We start from the raw sequence: 20,826 nt of genomic DNA, 5'->3' as shown, positions 1-20,826 counted from the left end.
CGTGCATCCCACGCTACAGCGCCGTGCGAAGCCTCGCGCGGGAGGCTGTAGCGTGCATACCACGCTACAGCAGCGTGCGGAGCCTTGCGTGGGAAGCTGTAGCGTGCATTTCACGCTGCAGCAGCATGCGGAGCCCCGCGCGGGAGGCTGTAGCGTGCATTCCACGCTGCAGCAGCGTGCGGGCCTCACGGGAGCAGCCTGCGGATTGCTTGTCCCGCAAACAAAATAACAACAAAAATTTCACCTAAAAAAATAAAAATTTATTGTAAAACGATAAATGTCGCGTTATATTATAACCAACACGCAAAAGAGGTGCTGAACGTGAAACTGGAGACGCTCTTTCTGAAAATCGTCGTGTTCCTGCTCGGGGTCCCCATATTGGCGCTGTGCATTTTTGCGGTGCCGGAGATGGCGGAGACCGCGGCGGAGGGGCTGCCGGATTACCCCGTCGTCCGGTATCTCGTCTTCCTGGTGTTCTATGCGTCCGCGATTCCGTTCTACTATGCGTTGTACCAGGCATACCGGCTGCTGCAGTACATCGACCGGAACACCGCCTTCTCGGAATCGTCCGTGGACGCGCTGAAGAAGATCAAATACTGCGCCGTTGCCATCTGCATCTGCCATGTGCTGGCGCTGCCCCTCTTCTATCTGTTCGCGCAAATGGATGATGCCCCGGGGCTCGTCATCGTCGGCTGCGTCGTGCCTTTCGCGAGCGTGGTGATCGCCGTCTTCGCGGCCGTCCTGCAGAAATTGCTGCGGCACGCCATTGATATCAAGACCGAAAACGACCTGACGATCTGAGGTGAGGCCCGTGGCAATTATCGTCAACCTTGATGTGATGCTGGCCAAGCGCAAAATGAGCGTGACCGAGCTGTCCGAACGGGTCGGGATCACGATGGCGAACCTGTCAATCCTGAAAAACGGCAAGGCGAAGGCGATCCGCCTGTCCACCCTTGATGCGATCTGTGAAGCGCTCGACTGCCAACCCGGGGACATCCTGGAATACCGGCGGGACGACGCGGGAGAGGCATGATGCGCGGGGCCGAGAAACGCACGGCTGCCATGCGCCGGGCTGTCAAGCGCCCGACCGACAAGCGTGAGGTTGCCATCCGCCGGGCGCTTACGCGGCTGCTGGCGCAGCTCACGCATTTCGGCATCCAACAGGCGCTGTCGTGCGTGTTTCCCGTCGTCATCTTCGCCTCGCTGGCGCTGACCCGGTACATCCCGCTGCCGCTCTTGCCGCGGTACGACTGGCTGCTCGTCATCTGCCTGCTGATGCAATGGTGGATGCTTCGTTCCGGGCTCGAAACGAAAGATGAAATGAAAGTCATCGCCCTGTTCCACCTGATCGGCCTTGCGCTTGAAATCTTCAAGGTCCATATGGGATCCTGGTCTTATCCGGAACCCGGATACTTCAAGATATTCGGCGTGCCGCTCTACAGCGGGTTCATGTACGCCAGCGTGGCGAGCTACATGTGCCAGGCGTGGCGAAGGCTCAGGCTGGAGCTGGTGAAATGGCCGCCGTTTCCCCTGGTCGTCCCGCTCGCGGCCGCGATCTACCTGAACTTTTTCACCCATCATTACTGGGTGGATATCCGCTGGTGGCTGACCGGGCTGGTGTTCATCGTGTTCTGGCGGTCGCGGGTGCTGTTCGAGGTGAACGGGTCACGCTATCGGATGCCGGTCGCCCTGTCGTTTGTGCTCATCGGCTTTTTCATCTGGGTCGCCGAGAATATCGCCACCTTCTTCGGAGCGTGGCAGTATCCCGATCAAGCCGGCGCCTGGCGCCTTGTGCATACGGGGAAATTGAGCTCGTGGTTTCTGCTCGTCATCGTCAGCTTCCTGATCGTGGCGACGCTGAAGCTGGTGAAGGGCCGCCGGCCCCGGACGGCGCAGACGTTGAGCGGCGAGGGACCGATGCAAACCATGCAAGGGGAGAATGGAGAGCGCAATGGATATGGCAGAGGCACCGAATTGGAAATATAACGCGTGCGGGCGCAAATTCGTGGCTTCGTTCAGCGGCGGGAAAGACAGCACGCTGGCGCTGTATCATGCCATGAACACCGGTGAGCCGGTCGGCCTCATCGTCGTCATGGAGGAAGAAGGGCGGCGTTCCCGCTCCCACGGCATCCCGGAGGCCGTCATCCGCGCCCAGGCGGAAGCCGTCGGCCTGCCTGTCCATGCGGCGCCCGCCAGCTGGGAGGCCTACGAGAAGGTGTTCATCGGCCTGCTGGAACAAGCGAAACGGCAGGGCGCGGAAGTGCTCGTCACGGGGGATCTGGACATGCCGGCGCACGGCTGCTGGCATGACCGGGTGACGAGGCTCGCCGGAATCGGTCTCGGCATGCCGCTGTGGGAGCGGGATCATGTCGAGACGGTCAGGGAATTCATCGACCTCGGGTTCCAAGCCGTCCTGGTGACTGTCAATTTGTCGATGGGCATGCGGGAAGCGGATCTCGGACGGATGTTCACCCATGAATTGGTGGACGAACTGGCGGCGCGCGGGATCGACCCGTGCGGGGAAAGCGGCGAATTTCACACCCTGGTGATCGACGGCCCGATCTTCAGGCATCCCGTGCCCGTTCGCAAGCGGGAAGTCGTCCGGGACGGGGAATACGCCTTTTTGTCGATCGAGCTTGACGAAGCGGGAGGGCAAGATGTACCGGATTCTGATCGTGGAAGATGACAAGACGTACCGGTGCCCCCCCTTTCATTGCCCGGAAGGCGGCACGGCCGCATGCTGTGCAATCGCCGCCTTCGCCTCCTGCACGACAAGCGGGATCAGCGATTCGGGGCTGATGATCCGCATCTTTCCGCCGAAGCCCAGCACATACCGCACCGCCTCTTCTTCCGTCTGGAAAAAAAGCACCGCCGTCACCCGCCCGCCTTCCTCTGCCCCGCCGATCTCCCCGATCTCCACAAACCGCTCCGTAAACGTCATCCGTCCGACGATGGACGGGTCGGCGAGCACCCGCACTTCGAGCCGGGGCAGCCCGGCGGCGAACTGCTCCTTGCTCGCCTTCCACCAGGCCGCAAGGTCGAAGTGCGTCGGCCGGACGAACGTCTCGGGCAGGATGTCGGCGCGGACAATCCGGGAGACGCGGTACGAGCGGTATTCATCGTCCGCGTGCATGGCAACCAGGTACCATGCGCTGCCTTTGGCGACAAGGCCGAGCGGGCAGAGTACGCGATCCGTGGTTTCGCCGCCCGCCTTCTGATAGCGGATGCGGAGTTGGCGATCCTCCCACAGCGCCGCCATCGCCTGTCGGAGCGTCTCCGTATGCCCGCCGCCCGAAGGCTTCCACGTCCCGGTGTCAATGTAAATCTTCTCGAGATACTGCTGTGCACTGTTTCTCACCGCCAGCGGCATGGAGGCCGCGAGCTTGCGCCGGATTTCGGGCCCGCCCGGCCGGATGCCGAGCTGCTCGAGCAGCTCGCCGGACGGCAGGATGAACAGCGATTTCAGCTCGTCCAGCGTCAGCCCGCTGATCGAGCTGCGGAACCGGTCGATCAGCTTCCAGCCGCCGGTCTTGCCGCGTTCCGAAATGACCGGTATGCCGGCGGCGCTCAGGGCGTCCATATCGCGCAGAATCGTGCGGTCGGACACTTCCAGCGCTTCCGCGAGCTCCCGGGTCGTCATTTTGCCGTTGTTCTGGAGCAGCAGCATGATTTGCAGCAGCCGGTCCGCTCTCATCGTCTCCGGTCCCTCCTTCGCGTTCCGAATCATCATTTTACCCGTTAATTATGACATGAGATGTCGTATTAATCATCTACCATGATTTCGGGCATTCTGAATGATTTGAGGAGGTTAATTGGATGAATCCATTCGCAGGGAAACTGGCCGGCAAGGTCGCGTTGGTCGCGGGCGGCACGCGCGGCGCCGGCCGCGGCATCGCCGTCGAGCTCGGAGCGGCAGGGGCGACCGTGTATGTGACGGGGCGGACGACGCGGGCGCAGCGCTCCGAATACAATCGGCCGGAGACGATCGAGGAGACGGCCGAGCTCGTGACCGCGGCCGGCGGGCAGGGAATCGCCGTCCAGGTCGACCACCTCGTGCCCGAACAGGTGGAAGCGCTCGTGCAACGCATCGAACGCGAGCAGGGAAAGCTCGACATTCTGGTGAACGACATTTGGGGTGCGGAGTACATCACCGAATGGAATGTGCCGATCTGGCAGCATTCGCTCGAGAAGGGGCTGCGCATTCTGGATCTCGGCGTGCGGACGCATCTCATCACGAGTCATTACGCGCTGCCGCTGCTGATCCGGCAGCCGGGCGGGCTCCTCGTGGAAGTGACGGACGGGACGGAGGAATTCAACCGGGACGAGTACCGGCTGAACGTCTTCTACGATCTGGCGAAAATCTCCCTCAATCGTGTGGCGTGGGCACTCGCGCAGGAGCTGAAGCCGCACGGGTGCACCGCGGTGTCGCTCACGCCGGGGTGGATGCGGTCGGAGATCATGCTGGAGCATTTCGGCATAACGGAAGACGATTGGCGGAAAGGAGGCGAGCAGGACCCGCATTTTCTCATCTCGGAGACGCCGCGCTACACCGGCCGGGCGGTCGCCGCGCTGGCGAGCGATCCGGAGGTGCGCCGCTGGAACGGCCGGTCGCTCTCGAGCGGCGAGCTCGCCGAGGTGTACGGCTTTACGGATATCGACGGCTCGCGGCCGAATTTCATGAAGTACTATCGCGAGGTCATCCAGCCGGGCAAGCCCGCGGATGCGGAGCGGTACCGGTGATGGTTGACGCTCCCGGGGATGTTCCCCGGGAGTTCGCGTCGCTTCCGGAACGACCGTATCAATCGGAAACCGATAGCGGCACGGAGACCCTGATCGCTCTTGGCTCCTCCGTATTCTCGTACCGCAGTTTTAGGCTTTCGAAATGGACGTACAACGGCTCCTGGCGGGCGATTCCGGACGGGACGGTGAAGGCGATTTTGACGGAGGTGTCCGGGGGAATTTGCCCGAATGAGCCTTCCAGTTCCCGCACCGGCGTATCCTTCGGCGGATCATCGGCTGCGGCCGTTCCGCTGCCTTCGTTTTTGCCGTCCTTGTTCTCGTGATACGTGCCTTCGGACGCCTCGGGCACGACGAACAGGCGATTGTCCGCCAGGGTGGCGTAACCGTTGTTTGCAATTTCGGCCGTCACGTCGATGGAGCCGTCCTGTCGTTTCTCCGCGCTCAGGATGGTCACCTGAATGTCGATGTTGTCCGCGGGAGCAGGCGAGGGCTTGATCAAATCCACGATCACGACCAGCACGATGGCGATGCACAGCACGATGGCCCGCTCAACAGGTTCGCTTATGCTCTTCATCGGAATCGGCACCCCCGGTCGAATGGTCTTGAGGACATATCGCGACAATTCATATATCTATTTAACGCCTAAAGAGCATGTCGGGTTCGGATTTGAGCCGAAAAAAAAAGACGGCCGGACAGGAGGGTTTCCTGTTCGACCGTTATTTTGCTGTCGGACTATCGTTATTTCACGGCATTCTGCCAGTCGGCGGCGAACTTTGCGATGCCCTGATCCGTCAGCGGGTGCTTCGCGATCTGCTCGATGACCTTGAACGGGATCGTGGCAATGTGCGCACCGGCCAACGCAACGCGGGTGACATGATCCGGATGGCGGACGGATGCGGCGATGATTTGCGTATCCAGATTGTGGACGCGGAACAGTTCCGCAACCTTCGTCACGAGCTGGACGCCGTCCTCCGAGATGTCGTCAAGCCGGCCGAGGAACGGCGACACGTACGTCGCGCCGGCGCGGGCGGCGAGCAGCGCCTGGTTGACCGTGAAGATGAGCGTGACGTTCGTCTTGATGCCTTTCTTCGAAAGGTAGCGGCAGGCTTCCAGTCCGTCGAGCGTCATCGGCAGCTTGATCGTGATCTTCGGGTCGTTGTTGTTGATCTTGGCCAGCTCGAGCGCCTGCGCGATCATCTGCTCCGCCGTCACGGCGTCGGGCGTCACTTCGGCCGAGACCGATTCGACTTCGGGAACGGCCTGCAAAATCTGTTCGATGCGGTCCTCGAACTTGACGCCTTCCTTCGCGACGAGCGACGGGTTCGTCGTGACGCCGGACAGGATGCCCATTTTGTACACCTTCTGGATTTCCGCCAGATTGGCCGTGTCGATGAAGAATTTCATGCTGCTCAACCTCCTTGATTTTTAATGGAGTGAACAAACGGTTGAACATTTGCCGGCCGCACGCCGGCGTTAACGGCACGTGGTGCCGTTATTGCAGCATCTCGCGGACGAGGCGGACGACGTTGTCGACGGAGAAGCCGAAATGCTTCAGCACCGCGCCGCCCGGGCCCGAAGCGCCGAAGGTCTCGATCGACAGCACCTTGCCGCTCGGCCCCGCGTAGCGGTCCCAGCCGAGCGAAATGCCGGCTTCGATCACGAGCCGCTTCGCCACGCCGTCCGGCAGGACGGACTTTTTGTAGTCTTCCGGCTGGCGGTCGAACAGTTCGCGGCTCGGCATCGCCACGACGCGCACCTTGACGCCTTCTTTCTCGAGCTCCACCTTGGCGCCGAGCGCCAGCGACACTTCCGAGCCGGTTGCGATCAGGATGGCATCCGGCTGACCGTTCGCATCGGCGAGCACATAGCCGCCCCGCGCGACTTTAGCTTTGTTGCGCGCCGTCGCTTCGAGCACCGGCAGGTTTTGCCGGCTCAGCACGAGCGCCACCGGGCCGTCCTGCTGCTCGAGCGCGTACGCCCAGGCGCTGGCCGTCTCGTTCGCGTCGGACGGGCGGATGACCGTCACGCCGGGGATGGAGCGCAGCGCGGCGAGCTGCTCGATCGGCTCGTGCGTCGGCCCGTCTTCGCCGACGGCGATCGAGTCGTGGGTGAACACGTACACGACCGGCAGCTTCTGCAGCGCGGCCAGGCGGATCGACGGGCGCAGGTAGTCGCTGAACACGAAGAACGTGCTGACGAACGGGCGGATGCCGCCGTGCAGCGCCATGCCGTTCCCGGCCGCGCCCATCGCGTGCTCGCGGACGCCGAAGTAGACGTTGCGGCCAGCGTACGATTCGACGGCGAACTTGCTCTCGCCCTTGATGTCCGTCATCGTCGAGTGCGACAGGTCGGCGCTGCCGCCGAAGATGGACGGCACGATCTTCACGTAGTGGTTGATCGCTTCGCCGCTCGCGACGCGGGTCGAGATTGCCTTCGCGGGATCGAACGTCAGGATGTCGGCGGCGTCGATCTTCACCGTGCCGTCGATCGCCTGCTCCAGCTCCCGGCCGAGTTCCGGATGCTGCGCCTTGTAAGCTTCGAAGAGCTTGTTCCACTCTGCTTCCTTCGCGGCGCCCTTCGCCTTCAGCTCCGCAAAATGCTTCCGCACTTCATCCGGCACCGTGAACGGTTCTTCCCACGTCCAGCCGTATGCCGCCTTGGCGTTCTTCGCGTCCTCTTCGCCGATCGGGGCGCCGTGCACCTTGTTCGTGCCGGCGTTCTTGCTGCCGTAGCCGATGATCGTGCGCACCTCGATGATCGTCGGCTGATCAAGATTCGCCTTCGCTTCCGCGATGGCAGCCGATACCGCGGCCGGATCGTTGCCGTCCTCCACACGCAGGTATTGCCAATTCGCGGATTCGGCCCGCAGCCGGACGTTCTCGCTGAAGCTGAGCTTGAGCTCGCCGTCCAGCGAGATGTCGTTCGAGTCGTACAGCACGATCAGCTTGCCGAGCTTCATGTGGCCGGCCATCGACATCGCCTCGTAGGAGATGCCCTCCTGCAGACAGCCGTCGCCGACGAGCGCGTACGTGTAGTGGTCGACGACCGGGAAGCCTTCCCGGTTGAACTTCGCGGCCAGATGCGCTTCGGCCATCGCCATGCCGACCGCCATCGCGATCCCCTGGCCGAGCGGACCCGTCGTCGCTTCGACGCCGTCGGTGTGCCCGAACTCGGGATGGCCGGGCGTCTTGCTGCCGAGCTGGCGGAATTGCTTCAGGTCGTCGAGCGTCACGTTGTAGCCGAACAGATGCAGCAGGCTGTACAGCAGCATCGAGCCGTGGCCGGCCGACAGGACGAAGCGGTCGCGGTTGAACCATTTGCTGTTCGCCGGATTGTGGTTCATATGCTCGCTCCAGAGCGCGTACGCCATCGGCGCGGCGCCCATCGGCAGGCCGGGATGGCCGGAGTTGGCGGCGTTGATCGCATCGATGGACAGCGTGCGGATGGTGTTGATGGCAAGTTGGTCAATGGTTTGTTTGGCAGACATAGCGTTCCCCCTCGTTCGTATCGGATTTCAAATCGGATTTGTCGTCGAACCACCAGTGGAAACCGTCCCGCGCGAGCAGCGCGTCGGACTCGGCAGGTCCGTAGCCGCCGGCCTCATAAGAATGAAGCGGCACCAGATCCTCCCCGAAGGCGTCCAGAATCGGCTGGACCCATTGCCAGGACAGTTCGACCTCGTCCCAATGCGCGAAGAAGGTCGGGTCGCCGGCAAGCGCGTCGCCGATCAGATTTTCGTAGGCTTCGGGCGAGTTCTCCCCGACGGCATGCAGGTCGATATGAATCGGCTTGAAGCTGCCGTCCAGCCCGGACTCCTTCGTGTTCAGCTGCAGCGTAATGCTTTCTTTCGGCCCGATCTCGATGACGAGCAGGTTCGGTTCGGCGCCGTTCGGCGACCGCCGGTGTTTCACCGGCTCCTTGAACTCGACGACGATGCGCGTCGATTTCTCCTTCAGCCGCTTGCCCGTGCGGATGTAGAACGGCACGCCGCGCCAGTTGTTGTTGTCGATATGCAGGCGGGCGGCGATGAACGTCTCGGTGCGCGAGTCCGGCGCGATGCCCGGTTCCGACGTGTAGCCGACAACCGGCTTCCCGCCGATGCTGCCGGCCGCATACTGGCCGCGCACGACGTGGATGCCCACGTCTTCCTTCTGCAGCAGTTCGAGAGACTCCATCACCCGTTTCTTCTTGAAGCGCACGGTCTCGGAGCTGCTGTCGTGGGGCAGATGGATCGCCGCCATCATGAGCAGCTGCAGCAGATGGTTCTGGAACATGTCGCGCAGGGCGCCGGCGCGGTCGTAATAGCCGGCCCGTTCCTCGACGCCGACCGTTTCGTTCGCCGTAATCTGCACGTTGGCGATGTAACGGTTGGTCCACAGCGCCTGGATGACCGGGTTCTCCTGCTGCAGCGTCTCCAGCCGCTGCACGATCGGCTTGCCGAGGTAATGGTCGATGCGGTAAATCTCGTCCTCCGCGAACGATTCGCTGAGCTTCCGGTTCAGCTCCCGGGCGGAGCAGAGGTCATGGCCGAACGGCTTCTCGATGACGAGCCGCTTCCAGCCGCGGCCGGAACCGAGTCCGCTCAAGCGGATGTTGTCGGCGATCGTTCCGAAAAACTCGGGCCCGACCGACAGGTAGAACAAGCGGTTCTCCGGAATGCCGAGTTCTTCCTCCCTCGCCTTCACGAGGTCGAGCAGCCTGAGGTAGTCCGCTTCTCGGCCGATGTCGAGCATGCAGTACCGGAACGCTTCCAGGAAGCGGCCGAGCGTCGCGGCGTCTTCCGGCTTGTTGCGGGAGAACTGCCGCACCGACTGCTCCACGTTGGCCCGGAGCGTGTCGTCGCTCCATTCCCTTCTCCCGAGGCCGATGACGGAGAAAGCCGCCGGCAGCTTGCCGCGGATGAACAAATTGTAAAGCGCCGGATAAATTTTGCGTTTCGCCAAATCGCCGGTCGCTCCGAACAAAACAAAAGTGGTCGGCTCCATCTTCCTTCTCCTTTCCGCCATCGCATGCGAAAATGCTGGCCTCTCGCTTTAATAAACACTATAATACATTTCAAAGTCATGCGAATAATTGATAGATTTGGGGAGAGATATAGATCATGTCTATGGGTATAAATTACGAGCTGTACAAGGTGTTCTACTGGGCGGCGAAGACCGGCAGTCTGACGCAAGCGGCCAAGAAGCTGTACCTTACGCAGCCGAGCGTCAGCCACGCGATCAAGCAGCTGGAGGAACGGTTCGGCGTCACCCTTTTTTCCCGCACGGCCAGGGGAGTGGAGCTGACGCAGGAAGGCGCCGTCCTGTACGCCTATATCGAACAGTCGCAGATGCTCATCTCGCTCGCCGAAGAGAAGATGGCGGCGCTTCGAAATCTTGAGAGCGGCGAGCTGCGCATCGGCGGCAGCGATTCGCTGTTCAAGCACTACATTCTGCCGTACCTGGAGCAGTTTCACGAGCGCTATCCCGGCATCAAGCTGCACCTGAACCACGGCACGACGCCGGAAATCATCGGCTTTCTGAAGGAGGGGCGCATCGATCTGGGCGTCGTGCGCATGCCGATTGTCGATCCGCAGCTGCAGGTCATGGAGACGTACCAGCTGCAGGACTGCTTCGTGGCGGGCGCCCGCTACGAGCACCTGAAGGGCGAAGTGCTGTCCCTGGAGCAGCTGCTCCGGTATCCGATCATCCTGTTCTCCCGCAACAGCCGGGCGCGCATGACGATCACGGAGCTGTTCCAGAGCCGCGGCCTGCCGCTGAGACCCGAGATCGAGGTCGGGAGCGTCGATCTGCTCATCGAGTTGGCGAAGCGCGGGCTGGGCATTTCCTATGTGGCGAAGGAATTTGTGACGAAGGAGCTGGAGGAGGGCGTGCTGTTCGAGGTGCCCATCGACGTGCCGCTGCCGCCCGCCCGCGTCGGCATCCTGACGATGAGCAGCGTGCCGCTGTCCGGCGCGGCCTCCGCCTTCATCGAACTCATCGGCAAAGGCTCCGATATCAAGGAGGATGCCCGTTGACAGACAGGAATGGCTGCCCGGACCCGATTCAAATCATTGACTACAAGAAATGACTTCATGACCGTTCCCGGGCGGCAGTTCCGGGCACCGTGCCCGGGGCTGCAGCTGCTTGTTGCATCTTGTATAAACCGGATTTTTGCCGTATGCTGGCAGCAAGAATCTGAGCCGGAGGGCGGTTAAACGGGATGCACGAGAAACAGTTGATGGAGAAACAGTTGGTCGGCGCAAGGGCGGCGGAGCTGGTGGAGGACGGCATGGTCGTAGGTCTCGGCACGGGGTCGACGGCTTATTACATGATCCAGCGCCTGGCGGAAAGGGTCAGAGCAGGCCTGGACATTGCATGTGTCGCCACCTCCAGGCAAACCCATGAATTGGCCGCATCGTTGGGAATCCGGATATTGGATGTCAATCAGGTCGAAGCCATCGATCTTACAATCGACGGGGCGGATGAGATCGACGAGCACTTTAACGCCATCAAAGGCGGCGGAGGCGCGCTGCTGCGGGAGAAAATCGTCGCCTCCCTTTCGAGAAAGGTCGTTATCATCGCGGATTCCACCAAACGGGTGAAACAATTGGGAAAATTCCCGCTGCCGGTGGAAATTGTAGCCTTCGCCCACAAACACACGTTGAAAAAATTCGAACAAGCCGGGTATCCGGCGAAAATCAGGGAGAAAGACGGGACGCTCTTCGTGACAGACGGCGGGAACCACATTGTCGATCTTCATCTGGGCAGGATTGACGACCCCGAAGGGCTGGCTGAAACGATTGACCGGATGACGGGAGTTGTCGACCACGGATTGTTCATCGATCTTGTCCATGAGGTGCTTCTCGCCGAGGACGGGGACGTCCGGCTGTTGAAGAAAACTGACGGAGAGTGAGCAGGGAGAAAAGGGCGGTGCCCATCATGGAATGCCTCGGCTGCCGAATCGCAAACGGCGTGGAGCCCGGCGTGCAGATCGTGTACGAGAACGAACGTCTTGCCTGCGTGCTCGACATTGATCCGTTCAACGAAGGACATCTTCTGATTCTGCCCAAGGCGCATGCCGTGGATGTCGAGGAGCTGGATTCCGCAACCGCCCATGCGGTCATGGATGCCTCGATGAAACTTTCCGCGGTGCTCAAGAAGCTGTTCCGCCCCGACGGCATCACCGTTTGTCAGAACGGGGGAAAATTCAACGATCTCGGCCACTACCACATGCATCTCATCCCGAGGTACGAAGGAGACGGGTTCTCCTGGGGCGAACCGGCCCGTCCCCATGACGCCGGCCGTCGGCTCAGTGAAACCCGCGAGAAGATCGTGAAGGCCATCCGCGAAGGATAAGGGAAGGCAGGCATGCGCAGACGAACGACCCGGTGTCCGTCTGACCGGATTGACAGCCGGAAAAGACCCGCTATACTAATGGTTAGAATTCTAATTAAATCCGCAGCACGCGATAAATGCGCTCAAATTTTTTTCGGATATTAATTAGAATTCTAACTAAATTGCCGGGGAGGCGATCAACATGAGAAAAGCGTATCGTCTGGCGGGTTGGATTGTGGTGTGGCTGACGGCATTATTTTTCCTGCAGAACGGCGTTCAGAAGGTGATCGGCACCGCGCAGATGGTCGACATGTTCCGCGAACTCGGATACCCGGATTGGTTCAGGATTGCGGTCGGGCTGCTGGAGACGGCGGGTGCCGTCGGGCTGGCGATTCCGCGCTTCACCCTCCGTGCGGCCGCGGCGATGGCGGTTCTGATGGCGGGCGCCGCGGCGTCCGAAGCGATGGCGGGCCGCACGTTCGAAGTGCTGCTGCCCGCCCAATGGCTCATCGTGCATGTCCTGATCCTGTATGCGCGCATCCGGATCCGCCGCGCGGCCGCGAAGAAGCCGGATTAAGTCCGCAAGATCTTCTCCATCGCTTTGCCCTTCGCCAATTCGTCGATCAGCTTGTCCAGATAGCGGATTTCCCGCATGAGCGGATCTTCAATCGTCTCCACGCGGACGCCGCAGACCACGCCTTTGATCAGCGCTCTTGCGGGATTGAGCAGGGGCGCTTCCGCGAAAAACGTCTCAAAATCCGTCCGCTTCTCCAGATGGGCTTCCAGCTCTTCCTGACTGTACCCGGTCAGCCAACGGATGATCTCGTCGACTTCCGCTTTCGTGCGGCCTTTTTTCTCCGCCTTCGCGACATAGTGGGGGTAGACGCTCGCGACGCTCATGGTGTAGATGCGATGTTTGGCCATGGTCCCCGTCCTTTCGTGCTTGTCGATTTCACCCGCTGCCATGATCGTACCATATCCGTGCGGGACAATACAGGCGTGCGCGGCCGGCCCTGCATTTCGGAGATGAGATCGCCGCCAATCCGGAATACCGGGAAGAAGAGCTGACGGCGGAACAATTTTTCACCGACTACCGGACGCGGCCGGAAGACCTCGGGCTCGAAGGCAGGACGGTGCGCATCGTGACCGTCGCCGGCCTGACCGGCCCCGGCGGCATGCTGATCGTGAAGGATGCGGACACGCTCCTGCTCCTGTGGGACGGGCACTATTACGAGATGAAGCGTGAAAACGGGTAAATATGACTACAACAAATCTCGCGCGAATTCCGTCTAAGAAGCGAAACCCTTTTTGCAAGGAGATGAACAGCATGAGCAAATCATCACTCGCGGCGACGCTGCTTCTGGGCGTTGTACTGACCGGATGCGCGGCAGTACAAGCCAAGGAGACTCCCGCCGCGCAAGGGGTGCAACAGCAGCAGACGGAAGCATCCGACCCGGCCGCATCCGAAGCAGCCGCGGAAGAGGCGGTCAGAGGTGTGGTCGAGGCATTCGGCAAGAAGCTGCAGATGGTTTCGCTTCTGGCTCCGGAAGATGTCCTGCGGGAGAGCATGCGGGAGCATTACGCCGATTACGTATCGCCCGCGCTGCTTGAAGCCTGGCTGAATAATCCCGCATCCGCCCCCGGCCGGCTGACTTCCAGCCCGTGGCCGGACCGGATCGAGATCAAGTCGGTGGAACAAACGGCGGATGATGCGTACCGGGTGGAAGGCGGCATCATCGAAACCACGAGCGCCGACGGCGAGGCGGCGGCCAAGCGCCCCGTCACGCTCGAAGTGCGGAATATTGAAGGCCGCTGGCTCATTGACGCCGCCGAATTGGGGGACTATGAAGACGGGGATCAGGCGGAATCCGCCGCCCTGGAGAACAAGCAGTACGGATTCCGCTTCGCCCTGCCCGACAGCTGGGCCGGCTATACGATCGTGGAGGACCGGTGGGAAGGCGTGTCCCCGGAAGATGCGAGCGTGAAGGCGTCGGGCCCGCTCCTGTCCATCCGTCATCCCGAATGGACGGCTGAAGACCCGAGGCAGGATATCCCGATCATGATCTTCACGCACGATCAATGGAACGCCCTCGAGCAGGGCGGGTTCCATATCGGCGCCGCGCCGATGAACCCGAGCGAGCTCGGACGCAACAACAAATACGTGTTCGCGCTTCCGGCCCGCTACAACTTCGCGTTCCCGACCGGGTACGAGGAAGTGGAGGAAATCCTGAGCGGCAATCCGCTTCAGCCGTTTGACGTGGAGTAACCGTTCATTCGCAGCCTTGCTCCGACCGGGAGCAAGGCTGCATTTGCGTGCCGAAAATGCATTAGAGTAAAATCACTTGCAGTCAGGAAGGAATGTTGCGTGTGGTCAGTAAACGCGCCTTTTATTGAATTTCAACAGACGTTCGAACCGCTTTTATCGCAGGGGTATGAAGCCCCACGGTGGAGGCGGTTTTCTTTTGCCGGTACCGCCCCCGGAACGCCCGCTGAAAAGTATGCTTTTGCATGCGCCGGGACATATTACCACTGAAGACGGACGGAACCCGGGATGGCCGCAGACCGCGTCCCGAGCGAAGGGGAGAGGGGCTGAAAGCGCGTCATGAGAAATTGGATTCGCCGACTGTCCGGACAATCGCCCGGCAAGCCGCAGCCTTCCGGCACGCCGCTGCCCTCCGAGATGCGGTCGGATCCCCGGATGCGGACGCCGCTTTCCGCCGCCTTGAGCGAGAACGAGAACATCCTCCGGTCGGTGTACGCCGACTGCTCGGATGCCGTGTTTCGCCGTTTCGCCGTCGGAGGGCAGACGAGCGCGCTGCTGCTCTATATCGAGGGGCTGACCAACGTCGAGGAGATCGACCGGTGCGTGCTCGCCCCGCTCATGCTGCAGACGGACCAGCCGCCGTCCGGGCCGCCGGATCAGCTCGCGAACCGGCAGATCCCGGTATCCGGCACGAAGCCCGTGGCGGACATCGCCGGGGTCGTCGAGGAGGTCTCGATCGGCAACCCGGTCCTGCTGATCGACGGCCAGACCGGCGGCATGGCGTTCAGCCTGCCCAAATGGGAGAAGCGGAATCTGGAGGAACCCAAGGCGGAGCCGACCATCCGCGGATCGCGCGAAGGTTTCTTGGAAACGCTGGGCGACAACATGGCACTCATCCGGCGCCGAATCCGCAGTCCGCGTCTGAAGATGAGGTCGATGGAGATCGGGCGCTATTCGATGACGCGGGTGGCCGTCGCTTACATCGACGGACTGGCCGATCCCAAGCTGGTCGATGAAGTGATGCGACGTTTGCAGAAGATCGACATCGACGGCATCCTCGAGAGCGGGTATGTCGAAGAGTTGATCGAGGACCATCCTTGGTCGCCGTTCCCGCAGGTGATGTCGACGGAGCGTCCTGACACCGCGGCTGCGGGCTTGCTGGAAGGACGCGTCGCGATGCTGGTGGACGGCACGCCGTTCGCGCTGGTGGTTCCGGCTTCCCTTTTCACGGTGCTGCAGTCCGCGGAGGACTATTACCAGCGGTTCTGGATCAGCACGGCGATCCGCTGGCTGCGCTATTTCTTCTTCGTGATCTCCTTGCTGCTGCCATCGGCTTACGTGGCGATCCTGACGTATCACCAGGAGATGCTGCCGACCACCCTGCTGCTCAGCGTGGCGATATCCCGGGAAGAAGTGCCGTTTCCGGCGCTGGTCGAGGCGCTCTTGATGGAGATCACGTTCGAGGCGCTGCGGGAAGCCGGCGTGCGGCTGCCGAAGCAGGTCGGAACCGCCGTCAGCATCGTCGGCGCCCTCGTCATCGGGGAGGCGGCGGTGTCGGCCGGTCTGGTGTCGGCCCCGATGGTCATGGTCGTCTCGCTGACCGGGATCGCATCGTTCACGATTCCGCGCTACCACGCCGGATTCGCGTTTCGGCTGCTGCGCTTTCCGATCATTCTTCTGGCGGGGACGCTCGGTCTGCTCGGCATCATGCTCGGGATCATTGCGATCGTCGTGCATATGTGCACCATCCGCTCGTTCGGCGTTCCGTATTTGACCCCCCTGAGTCCGGCGAGGGGCAGCATGCTGAAGGACGTGCTGGTGCGCGCGCCCTGGTGGATGCTGAATACGCGCCCGCAGCCGGTCGGACAGCTCAATCCGCACCGCCAGTCCGACAATCAGCGCCCCGGTCCGGATACGGGCGGCGAGCAGAGGTGAGCATCATGCCGTACAACGGAAAAATCACACCGGTCCAGATGGCGTTTCTGCTGCATCCGACGATCGTGGCGACCGCCCTGCTGCTGGTGCCCGCGATGACGGAACGGCATGCGGGAAGGGACATGTGGCTGTCTCCGCTCTGGGCGCTGATGGCCGGATTCGCCACTTTGCTCACGGCATGGGCGCTTCACAAGAGGTTCCCGGACGACACGCCGATCGAATACAGCGAGCGCCTTGTCGGGAAGACGGCGGGCAAAATCATCGGCGTGCTCTTTATCTTTTTCTATTGGCACGGAAGCGGAAGCCTGTTGCGGGAGTACGGGGAATTCGTGTCGGGCACGTTCCTGATGGAGACGCCGACCGAGGTGATCATGGGCGGCATGCTGATCATCGCCGCATACGCCGTGCGGGGCGGCATCGAGGTGCTCGGAAGATGCGCGCAGATCATGGTGCCCGTCGTCGTGGTGCTGTTCATGACGCTCATTCTGCTGGTGTCCCGCAATCTGGATCCATACAAGCTGCTTCCGATGCTGGAATTCGGCATCCTGCCGTCCCTCAAGGGATCGATCGTGCCGCAGAGCTGGTTCAGCGAGATCATCGCCGCGGCTTTTCTTTTACCTTCGCTGACCGACCGGAGCAAAGGGCTGCGGTGGGGCGTGATCACTCTCCTGTTCGTCGCGGTCATCCTGTCCCTGACCAACCTCACCGTCCTGATGCTGTTCGGCGAATTGGCCGGCAGGCTCGTCTACCCCGTCATGTCGGCGGCCCGCTACATTGAAATCGCCGATTTTCTCGAACATCTGGAGGCGATCGTGATGGCGATCTGGGTATTCGGCACTTTCATCAAAATCGTCGTGTTCTACTTTCTGCTGGTTCAGTGCACGGCCCGTGTAATCGGATTGTCCGACTGGCGGCCGATCGTCCTGCCGGTCGGCCTGCTCATTCTGATTTCCGGCATCTGGACGGCGCCCAATCTGCAGCAGCTGGTCCACGCGCTCGGCACGTCCATCGTGTTCGAGCTTCTGCTCATCCAGCTCGGCATTCCGCTCCTGCTGCTCGCGGTTGCTCTCATCCGGGGAAAAAAGGGAGCGCCGGCGACGGCAAAATGAACAGCTTAATCTCCCGGTACCGCGCATGGCTCCTGGTGCCCTGCCTCGCCCTGACGAGCCTGTCCCTTGCCGGATGCTGGGACAGGACGGAAGTGAACGACCTGGCTCTGGTGACCGCGGCGGGGATTGACCGTGCCGGGGAGAACGCCGTCGAGCTCACGGTCCAGGTGTTCGTCCCCCGGGCAGGGGGAGGCAGCCAACTGGGACAGCCCGGCAGCGCGGCGGGCGATGAGCGGTCGGTGGTGCGCTCGGCGAAGGGGAAGACGATCGCGGAGGCGATGGCCAAGCTGCAGGAGCGGTTTCCCCGAAGAATCTTCTGGGGGCACGCCGAGGTGTTCATCATCGGCGAGAAGGTCGCCCGAACCGGCATCCGCGAATATGTCGACTTCTTCCTCCGTTTCTCGCAGCCGCGCGAACACGCGGACATCTTCGTCTGCAAGGGCGAGGCGAAGAAAGTGCTCGAGCTGATTCCGCCCCTGGAGCGCCATCAGGCGGAAGTGCTCCGGGAGCTGTCCGAATCCAAGGTCAGCCTTCATGTGACGCTCAAAGATCTCGCGGAGATGCTGGTCGGAGACGCGGGCGACGCCGCTCTGCCGTATTTGACCACTCTGCCGCCGCCCGTGGGGAAGGGTCAGCAGCATACGATCGCGTACATTGCCGGAACGGCCGTATTCCGGGATGACCGGATGATCGGCACGCTCAACCAGCAGAAGACGCGGGGGCTGATGTGGCTGCGGGATGAAATCAAATTTTCGGTGGTGACCCTTTCGCCGGAGGAAGCGGACGGATTCATCTCGTTCTATCTGCTGCGAAGCCGCACGAAATGGCTTCCCCGGATCGAGGGCGACCGCTGGAGCATGACCGTGGAGATCACGACGGAAGACGATGTCGTGGAGAACACGACAAGCCTCGATCTGCTGGACCCGGAAGTGACGCGGGCGCTTGAGGCGGAGCTGGAGCGGGAGATTGTCCGCCGCATTGAGCTGACCCTGAAACAGGTGCAGCAGGAGATGAAGGTGGATATCGTGGGATTCGCAGAAATTTTTCACCGCCGATATCCGCGTGAATGGCGGAAGGTGCAGGACCGGTGGGACGAGAAATTTCCGGAGGTCGAAGTCCGTGTGGAAGTCGATGCGAAAATTTTGAGACCGGGCGTGAGCGGTTCGATGATCACCCGGCCGAAGGATGAGAGGCGGAACCGATGAAGACGCTGACCATGGCGGCCGTGGTCATCACAGCCGCGGTCATCTTCCTGCGGGAATGGCCGCGAGTCGGCAAGGAGAAGGCGAAGGAGAGGGCGACGTTCCTCATGCTCCTGGGTCTGAGCGTGCTGCTCGCCTTCTTCCTGTGGCGCTTTCCGCGCATGCCCGGCCCGACCGATCTCGTCGAGGCGATGTTCCATTCGATGGCCGCCGCTCTCGGCCTCTGAGTCATCTGGTTTGGTCCGGAGGAGGCGTGGCGGCCGGATATGGTGCAGATATGCACCAGATTTGGCCCGGAGGAGGCGTGGCGGCCGGATGTGGTGCAGATATGCACCAGATTTGGCTTGGAGGAGGCGTAGCGGCCGGATATGGTGCAGATTTGCACCAGATTTGGCTTGGAGAAGGCAGTGACAGCCGCATGTGGTGCAGATATGCACCAGATTTGGCTTGGAGGAGGCAGTGACAGCCGCATGTGGTGCAGATTTGCACCAAATTTGGCCTGGAGGAGGCGTGGCGGCCGGATATGGTGCAGATATGCACCAGATTTGGCTTGGAGGAGGCGTGGCGGCCGGATGTGGTGCAGATATGCACCAGATTTGGCCCGGAGGAGGCGTGGCGGCTGGATATGGTGCAGATATGCACCAGATTTGGCTTGGAGGAGGCAGTGACAGCCGCATGTGGTGCAGATATGCACCAGATTTAGCCTGGAGAAGGCGTGGCGGCCGGATATGGTGCAGATATGCACCAGATTTGGCCTGGAGAAGGCAGTGGCAGCCGCATGTGGTGCAGATTTGCACCAGATTTGGCCCGGAGAAGACATAGCGGCTGCACGCGGTGCACTTTTGCACCAGATTGGGGCGAGGCCCGCGTGATTACCGGGAATCGGTTCTGTGAGTCCGGTTATTGACATGCAGCCGGCGTGATGTTAATATTTGATGCGTCATCTATATTTGATAATGATTCTCAATATCGACCAAACGGCAATGTCTACTTAACGTCTACTATATCGATGAGCCGTCATTCGACTTCAGCGACGCCATCTCGCTGAACGGCCGGCTGGCCTTCTTCGAGCGCATCCTGCCGGACGGCGCGAAAGAATAAACATAGCGGCACGCCATGGCCCGGGAGAGGCATGGCATGTTTCCATAAGGAGAGGAACCGGAAGCATGGAAGAACGCGATCTGTTCGACGTCACGATCATCGGCGGCGGTCCGGCCGGCCTGTATGCCGCCTTCTACAGCGGGCTGCGCGAGATGAAGACCAAGATTATCGAATTCCAGCCTTTCCTGGGCGGGAAGATCAACGTCTATCCCGAGAAGGTGATCTGGGACGTCGGCGGTCTGCCACCGACGACGGGCGAGAAACTGATCGAGCATCTTGTCCAGCAGGGAACGGCTTTCAACCCGGAGGTCGTGCTGAACGAGAAGGTCACCGGAATCGACAAGAATGAAGCGGGCATTTTCGTCCTGAAAACGGCGTCGGGCAGCCTGCATTACTCCCGAACTGTCATCCTCGCGATCGGCAGCGGCATCCTGAAGCCGATGAAGCTGAACCTGGAAGGCGCGGACCGGTTCGAGGCGTCGAACCTGCACTACACCGTGAAGTCGATCGGCCGGTTCAGGGACAAGACGGTGCTGATCGCCGGCGGCGGCAACTCCGCGATCGACTGGGCGAACGAGCTGAGCGAGATCGCGCGGAAGGTGTATCTGACGTACCGCAAGGACACGCTGAAGGGCCATGAAGCATCGGTAACGAAGCTGTCGGAGAACGGCGTCGTCTGCCTCCCGAACACCGAGATCGTGCGCCTGATTCCGGCATCGGACGAGGATCGCATCGAGCGGGCCGTGCTCCGGGATCTCGAGGACGATTCGACCGCGGAGCTGCAGATCGACGATCTGGTCGTCTGCCACGGCTACGAGCGGGACCGGGACATCATCGACAACAGCAACGTCCGCATCGAAATGAAGGACGAATATTGCGTGGCGGGCACGCCGTCGGGCGAGACGAGCGTTCCGGGGCTGTTCGCGGCGGGGGATATTCTGTCGCATGAGGGCAAGCTGCACCTGATCGCCGGCTGCTTCCAGGACGCCGCGAACGCCGTCAACAAGGCGAAGCAGTACATTGCGCCCGATGCGCCGGGGTACGGCATGGTGTCCTCGCATAACGAACTGTTCAAGGAGCGCAACCGGGAATTCAAGAAACGGCTGTTCGCGGAACTGGCCGTACAGAAATGAAAGCGCAAGCCTGCCGACAGGGTCGCA

22 protein-coding genes are annotated in these 20,826 nt (G+C 61.4%); 16 read left to right on the top strand and 6 right to left on the bottom strand.

Annotated features, from left to right (window positions below):
* Positions 1–321 precede the first annotated feature (321 nt).
* Genes KJQ12_RS03985 through KJQ12_RS03970 form a run of 4 tightly spaced genes read left to right on the top strand, consistent with a single transcriptional unit; the run spans position 322 to position 2,686 of the window.
* Entirely contained in the window at positions 322–801 is a 480-nt protein-coding gene (locus KJQ12_RS03985; RefSeq protein WP_015253367.1) for a DUF2975 domain-containing protein, read from the top strand.
* A 10-nt stretch (positions 802–811) separates the two neighbouring features.
* On the top strand, positions 812–1,033 hold the full coding sequence (locus KJQ12_RS03980) for a helix-turn-helix domain-containing protein (protein WP_213483579.1): 222 nt from the start codon (positions 812–814) through the stop codon (positions 1,031–1,033).
* Positions 1,033–1,986: a DUF817 domain-containing protein gene (locus KJQ12_RS03975; RefSeq protein ID WP_213483578.1), complete on the top strand. Its 954-nt coding sequence runs from the start codon at positions 1,033–1,035 to the stop codon at positions 1,984–1,986. Before KJQ12_RS03980 ends, KJQ12_RS03975 begins: the two co-directional genes overlap by 1 nt.
* Positions 1,958–2,686, top strand: coding sequence for a Dph6-related ATP pyrophosphatase (locus tag KJQ12_RS03970; protein ID WP_213483577.1), 729 nt, complete (start codon positions 1,958–1,960; stop codon positions 2,684–2,686). Before KJQ12_RS03975 ends, KJQ12_RS03970 begins: the two co-directional genes overlap by 29 nt.
* Positions 2,687–2,710: 24 nt before the next feature.
* Here the strand turns inward: KJQ12_RS03970 and KJQ12_RS03965 are convergent, their stop codons facing one another.
* The gene (locus tag KJQ12_RS03965; RefSeq protein ID WP_213483576.1) at positions 2,711–3,694 is read right to left on the bottom strand and encodes a helix-turn-helix transcriptional regulator; all 984 of its coding nucleotides are present in this window, start codon (positions 3,692–3,694) and stop codon (positions 2,711–2,713) included.
* A gap of 122 nt (positions 3,695–3,816) precedes the next feature.
* Here KJQ12_RS03965 and KJQ12_RS03960 point away from each other — a divergent pair, with 122 nt between their 5' ends.
* Positions 3,817–4,740 carry an SDR family oxidoreductase gene (locus tag KJQ12_RS03960; protein WP_213483575.1) on the top strand — a complete coding sequence of 308 codons (924 nt, stop codon included), beginning with the start codon at positions 3,817–3,819 and terminating at the stop codon, positions 4,738–4,740.
* Between the two features lie 58 nt (positions 4,741–4,798).
* On the opposite strand, the gene KJQ12_RS03955 is transcribed toward KJQ12_RS03960, so the two are convergent.
* The 4 genes from KJQ12_RS03955 to zwf form a co-directional block, all read right to left on the bottom strand.
* Complete coding sequence (locus tag KJQ12_RS03955; RefSeq protein ID WP_213483574.1) at positions 4,799–5,314, bottom strand: hypothetical protein; 516 nt, start codon at positions 5,312–5,314, stop codon at positions 4,799–4,801.
* Between the two features lie 164 nt (positions 5,315–5,478).
* The gene (fsa, locus tag KJQ12_RS03950) at positions 5,479–6,144 is read right to left on the bottom strand and encodes a fructose-6-phosphate aldolase (protein WP_015253373.1); all 666 of its coding nucleotides are present in this window, start codon (positions 6,142–6,144) and stop codon (positions 5,479–5,481) included.
* Between the two features lie 88 nt (positions 6,145–6,232).
* Positions 6,233–8,227 carry a transketolase gene (gene tkt, locus KJQ12_RS03945; RefSeq protein ID WP_213483573.1) on the bottom strand — a complete coding sequence of 665 codons (1,995 nt, stop codon included), beginning with the start codon at positions 8,225–8,227 and terminating at the stop codon, positions 6,233–6,235.
* Positions 8,205–9,725, bottom strand: a complete 1,521-nt coding sequence (gene zwf, locus KJQ12_RS03940) for a glucose-6-phosphate dehydrogenase (RefSeq protein WP_213483572.1) — start codon at positions 9,723–9,725, stop codon at positions 8,205–8,207. Before zwf ends, tkt begins: the two co-directional genes overlap by 23 nt.
* A 122-nt stretch (positions 9,726–9,847) precedes the next feature.
* Here zwf and KJQ12_RS03935 point away from each other — a divergent pair, with 122 nt between their 5' ends.
* From KJQ12_RS03935 to KJQ12_RS03920, 4 genes are all read left to right on the top strand, one after another.
* A complete protein-coding gene (locus KJQ12_RS03935; RefSeq protein WP_213483612.1) occupies positions 9,848–10,756 on the top strand; it encodes a LysR family transcriptional regulator in 909 nt (302 codons plus the stop codon).
* Between the two features lie 185 nt (positions 10,757–10,941).
* Positions 10,942–11,634 (top strand): ribose-5-phosphate isomerase RpiA, encoded by a 693-nt coding sequence (gene rpiA / locus KJQ12_RS03930; RefSeq protein ID WP_342344819.1) that lies wholly within the window; start codon positions 10,942–10,944, stop codon positions 11,632–11,634.
* A gap of 26 nt (positions 11,635–11,660) precedes the next feature.
* Positions 11,661–12,077 (top strand): HIT family protein, encoded by a 417-nt coding sequence (locus tag KJQ12_RS03925; RefSeq protein WP_213483610.1) that lies wholly within the window; start codon positions 11,661–11,663, stop codon positions 12,075–12,077.
* A 181-nt stretch (positions 12,078–12,258) separates the two neighbouring features.
* Positions 12,259–12,633, top strand: a complete 375-nt coding sequence (locus KJQ12_RS03920; protein ID WP_213483571.1) for a DoxX family protein — start codon at positions 12,259–12,261, stop codon at positions 12,631–12,633.
* Here KJQ12_RS03920 and KJQ12_RS03915 read toward each other — a convergent pair.
* Entirely contained in the window at positions 12,630–12,980 is a 351-nt protein-coding gene (locus tag KJQ12_RS03915) for a DUF2200 domain-containing protein (RefSeq protein ID WP_213483570.1), read from the bottom strand. The two genes, KJQ12_RS03920 and KJQ12_RS03915, sit on opposite strands and share 4 nt — an antisense overlap.
* A gap of 209 nt (positions 12,981–13,189) precedes the next feature.
* Between KJQ12_RS03915 and KJQ12_RS19735 the strand changes: the two genes are divergently transcribed.
* From KJQ12_RS19735 to KJQ12_RS03885, 7 genes are all read left to right on the top strand, one after another.
* A complete protein-coding gene (locus tag KJQ12_RS19735) occupies positions 13,190–13,312 on the top strand; it encodes a hypothetical protein (protein WP_280529248.1) in 123 nt (40 codons plus the stop codon).
* 71 nt (positions 13,313–13,383) lie between these two features.
* On the top strand, positions 13,384–14,322 hold the full coding sequence (locus tag KJQ12_RS03910) for a hypothetical protein (RefSeq protein WP_213483569.1): 939 nt from the start codon (positions 13,384–13,386) through the stop codon (positions 14,320–14,322).
* A gap of 414 nt (positions 14,323–14,736) precedes the next feature.
* A complete protein-coding gene (locus KJQ12_RS03905; RefSeq protein ID WP_213483609.1) occupies positions 14,737–16,254 on the top strand; it encodes a spore germination protein in 1,518 nt (505 codons plus the stop codon).
* Between the two features lie 5 nt (positions 16,255–16,259).
* Positions 16,260–17,363 carry a GerAB/ArcD/ProY family transporter gene (locus KJQ12_RS03900; protein ID WP_213483608.1) on the top strand — a complete coding sequence of 368 codons (1,104 nt, stop codon included), beginning with the start codon at positions 16,260–16,262 and terminating at the stop codon, positions 17,361–17,363.
* Positions 17,360–18,568, top strand: a complete 1,209-nt coding sequence (locus KJQ12_RS03895) for a Ger(x)C family spore germination protein (RefSeq protein WP_213483568.1) — start codon at positions 17,360–17,362, stop codon at positions 18,566–18,568. Before KJQ12_RS03900 ends, KJQ12_RS03895 begins: the two co-directional genes overlap by 4 nt.
* Positions 18,565–18,792: a hypothetical protein gene (locus KJQ12_RS03890; RefSeq protein WP_213483567.1), complete on the top strand. Its 228-nt coding sequence runs from the start codon at positions 18,565–18,567 to the stop codon at positions 18,790–18,792. Before KJQ12_RS03895 ends, KJQ12_RS03890 begins: the two co-directional genes overlap by 4 nt.
* Positions 18,793–19,731: 939 nt before the next feature.
* Positions 19,732–20,799: an NAD(P)/FAD-dependent oxidoreductase gene (locus KJQ12_RS03885; protein WP_213483566.1), complete on the top strand. Its 1,068-nt coding sequence runs from the start codon at positions 19,732–19,734 to the stop codon at positions 20,797–20,799.
* Positions 20,800–20,826 lie beyond the last annotated feature (27 nt).

The sequence above is a fragment of the Thermobacillus xylanilyticus genome, from assembly GCF_907165215.1.
Classification (GTDB): Bacteria; Bacillota; Bacilli; order Paenibacillales; family Paenibacillaceae; genus Thermobacillus; species Thermobacillus xylanilyticus.
Note: the sequence above shows the minus strand (reverse complement) of the source record. Positions and strands in the feature narration are given on the sequence as shown.

Bases quoted from the DNA above. Each gene is read 5' to 3' on its own strand.
- rpiA (WP_342344819.1), top strand. From the start codon at position 10,942: ATGCACGAGAAACAGTTGATGGAGAAACAGTTGGTCGGCGCAAGGGCG.
- tkt (WP_213483573.1), bottom strand. From the start codon at position 8,227: ATGTCTGCCAAACAAACCATTGACCAACTTGCCATCAACACCATCCGC.
- fsa (WP_015253373.1), bottom strand. From the start codon at position 6,144: ATGAAATTCTTCATCGACACGGCCAATCTGGCGGAAATCCAGAAGGTG.
- KJQ12_RS03965 (WP_213483576.1), bottom strand. From the start codon at position 3,694: ATGAGAGCGGACCGGCTGCTGCAAATCATGCTGCTGCTCCAGAACAAC.
- KJQ12_RS03935 (WP_213483612.1), top strand. From the start codon at position 9,848: ATGGGTATAAATTACGAGCTGTACAAGGTGTTCTACTGGGCGGCGAAG.
- KJQ12_RS03885 (WP_213483566.1), top strand. From the start codon at position 19,732: ATGGAAGAACGCGATCTGTTCGACGTCACGATCATCGGCGGCGGTCCG.
- KJQ12_RS03915 (WP_213483570.1), bottom strand. From the start codon at position 12,980: ATGGCCAAACATCGCATCTACACCATGAGCGTCGCGAGCGTCTACCCC.
- KJQ12_RS03955 (WP_213483574.1), bottom strand. From the start codon at position 5,314: ATGAAGAGCATAAGCGAACCTGTTGAGCGGGCCATCGTGCTGTGCATC.
- KJQ12_RS03970 (WP_213483577.1), top strand. From the start codon at position 1,958: ATGGCAGAGGCACCGAATTGGAAATATAACGCGTGCGGGCGCAAATTC.
- KJQ12_RS03910 (WP_213483569.1), top strand. From the start codon at position 13,384: ATGAGCAAATCATCACTCGCGGCGACGCTGCTTCTGGGCGTTGTACTG.
- KJQ12_RS03975 (WP_213483578.1), top strand. From the start codon at position 1,033: ATGCGCGGGGCCGAGAAACGCACGGCTGCCATGCGCCGGGCTGTCAAG.
- KJQ12_RS03960 (WP_213483575.1), top strand. From the start codon at position 3,817: ATGAATCCATTCGCAGGGAAACTGGCCGGCAAGGTCGCGTTGGTCGCG.
- KJQ12_RS03890 (WP_213483567.1), top strand. From the start codon at position 18,565: ATGAAGACGCTGACCATGGCGGCCGTGGTCATCACAGCCGCGGTCATC.
- KJQ12_RS03900 (WP_213483608.1), top strand. From the start codon at position 16,260: ATGCCGTACAACGGAAAAATCACACCGGTCCAGATGGCGTTTCTGCTG.
- KJQ12_RS03895 (WP_213483568.1), top strand. From the start codon at position 17,360: ATGAACAGCTTAATCTCCCGGTACCGCGCATGGCTCCTGGTGCCCTGC.
- KJQ12_RS03925 (WP_213483610.1), top strand. From the start codon at position 11,661: ATGGAATGCCTCGGCTGCCGAATCGCAAACGGCGTGGAGCCCGGCGTG.
- zwf (WP_213483572.1), bottom strand. From the start codon at position 9,725: ATGGAGCCGACCACTTTTGTTTTGTTCGGAGCGACCGGCGATTTGGCG.
- KJQ12_RS03920 (WP_213483571.1), top strand. From the start codon at position 12,259: ATGAGAAAAGCGTATCGTCTGGCGGGTTGGATTGTGGTGTGGCTGACG.
- KJQ12_RS03905 (WP_213483609.1), top strand. From the start codon at position 14,737: ATGCGGTCGGATCCCCGGATGCGGACGCCGCTTTCCGCCGCCTTGAGC.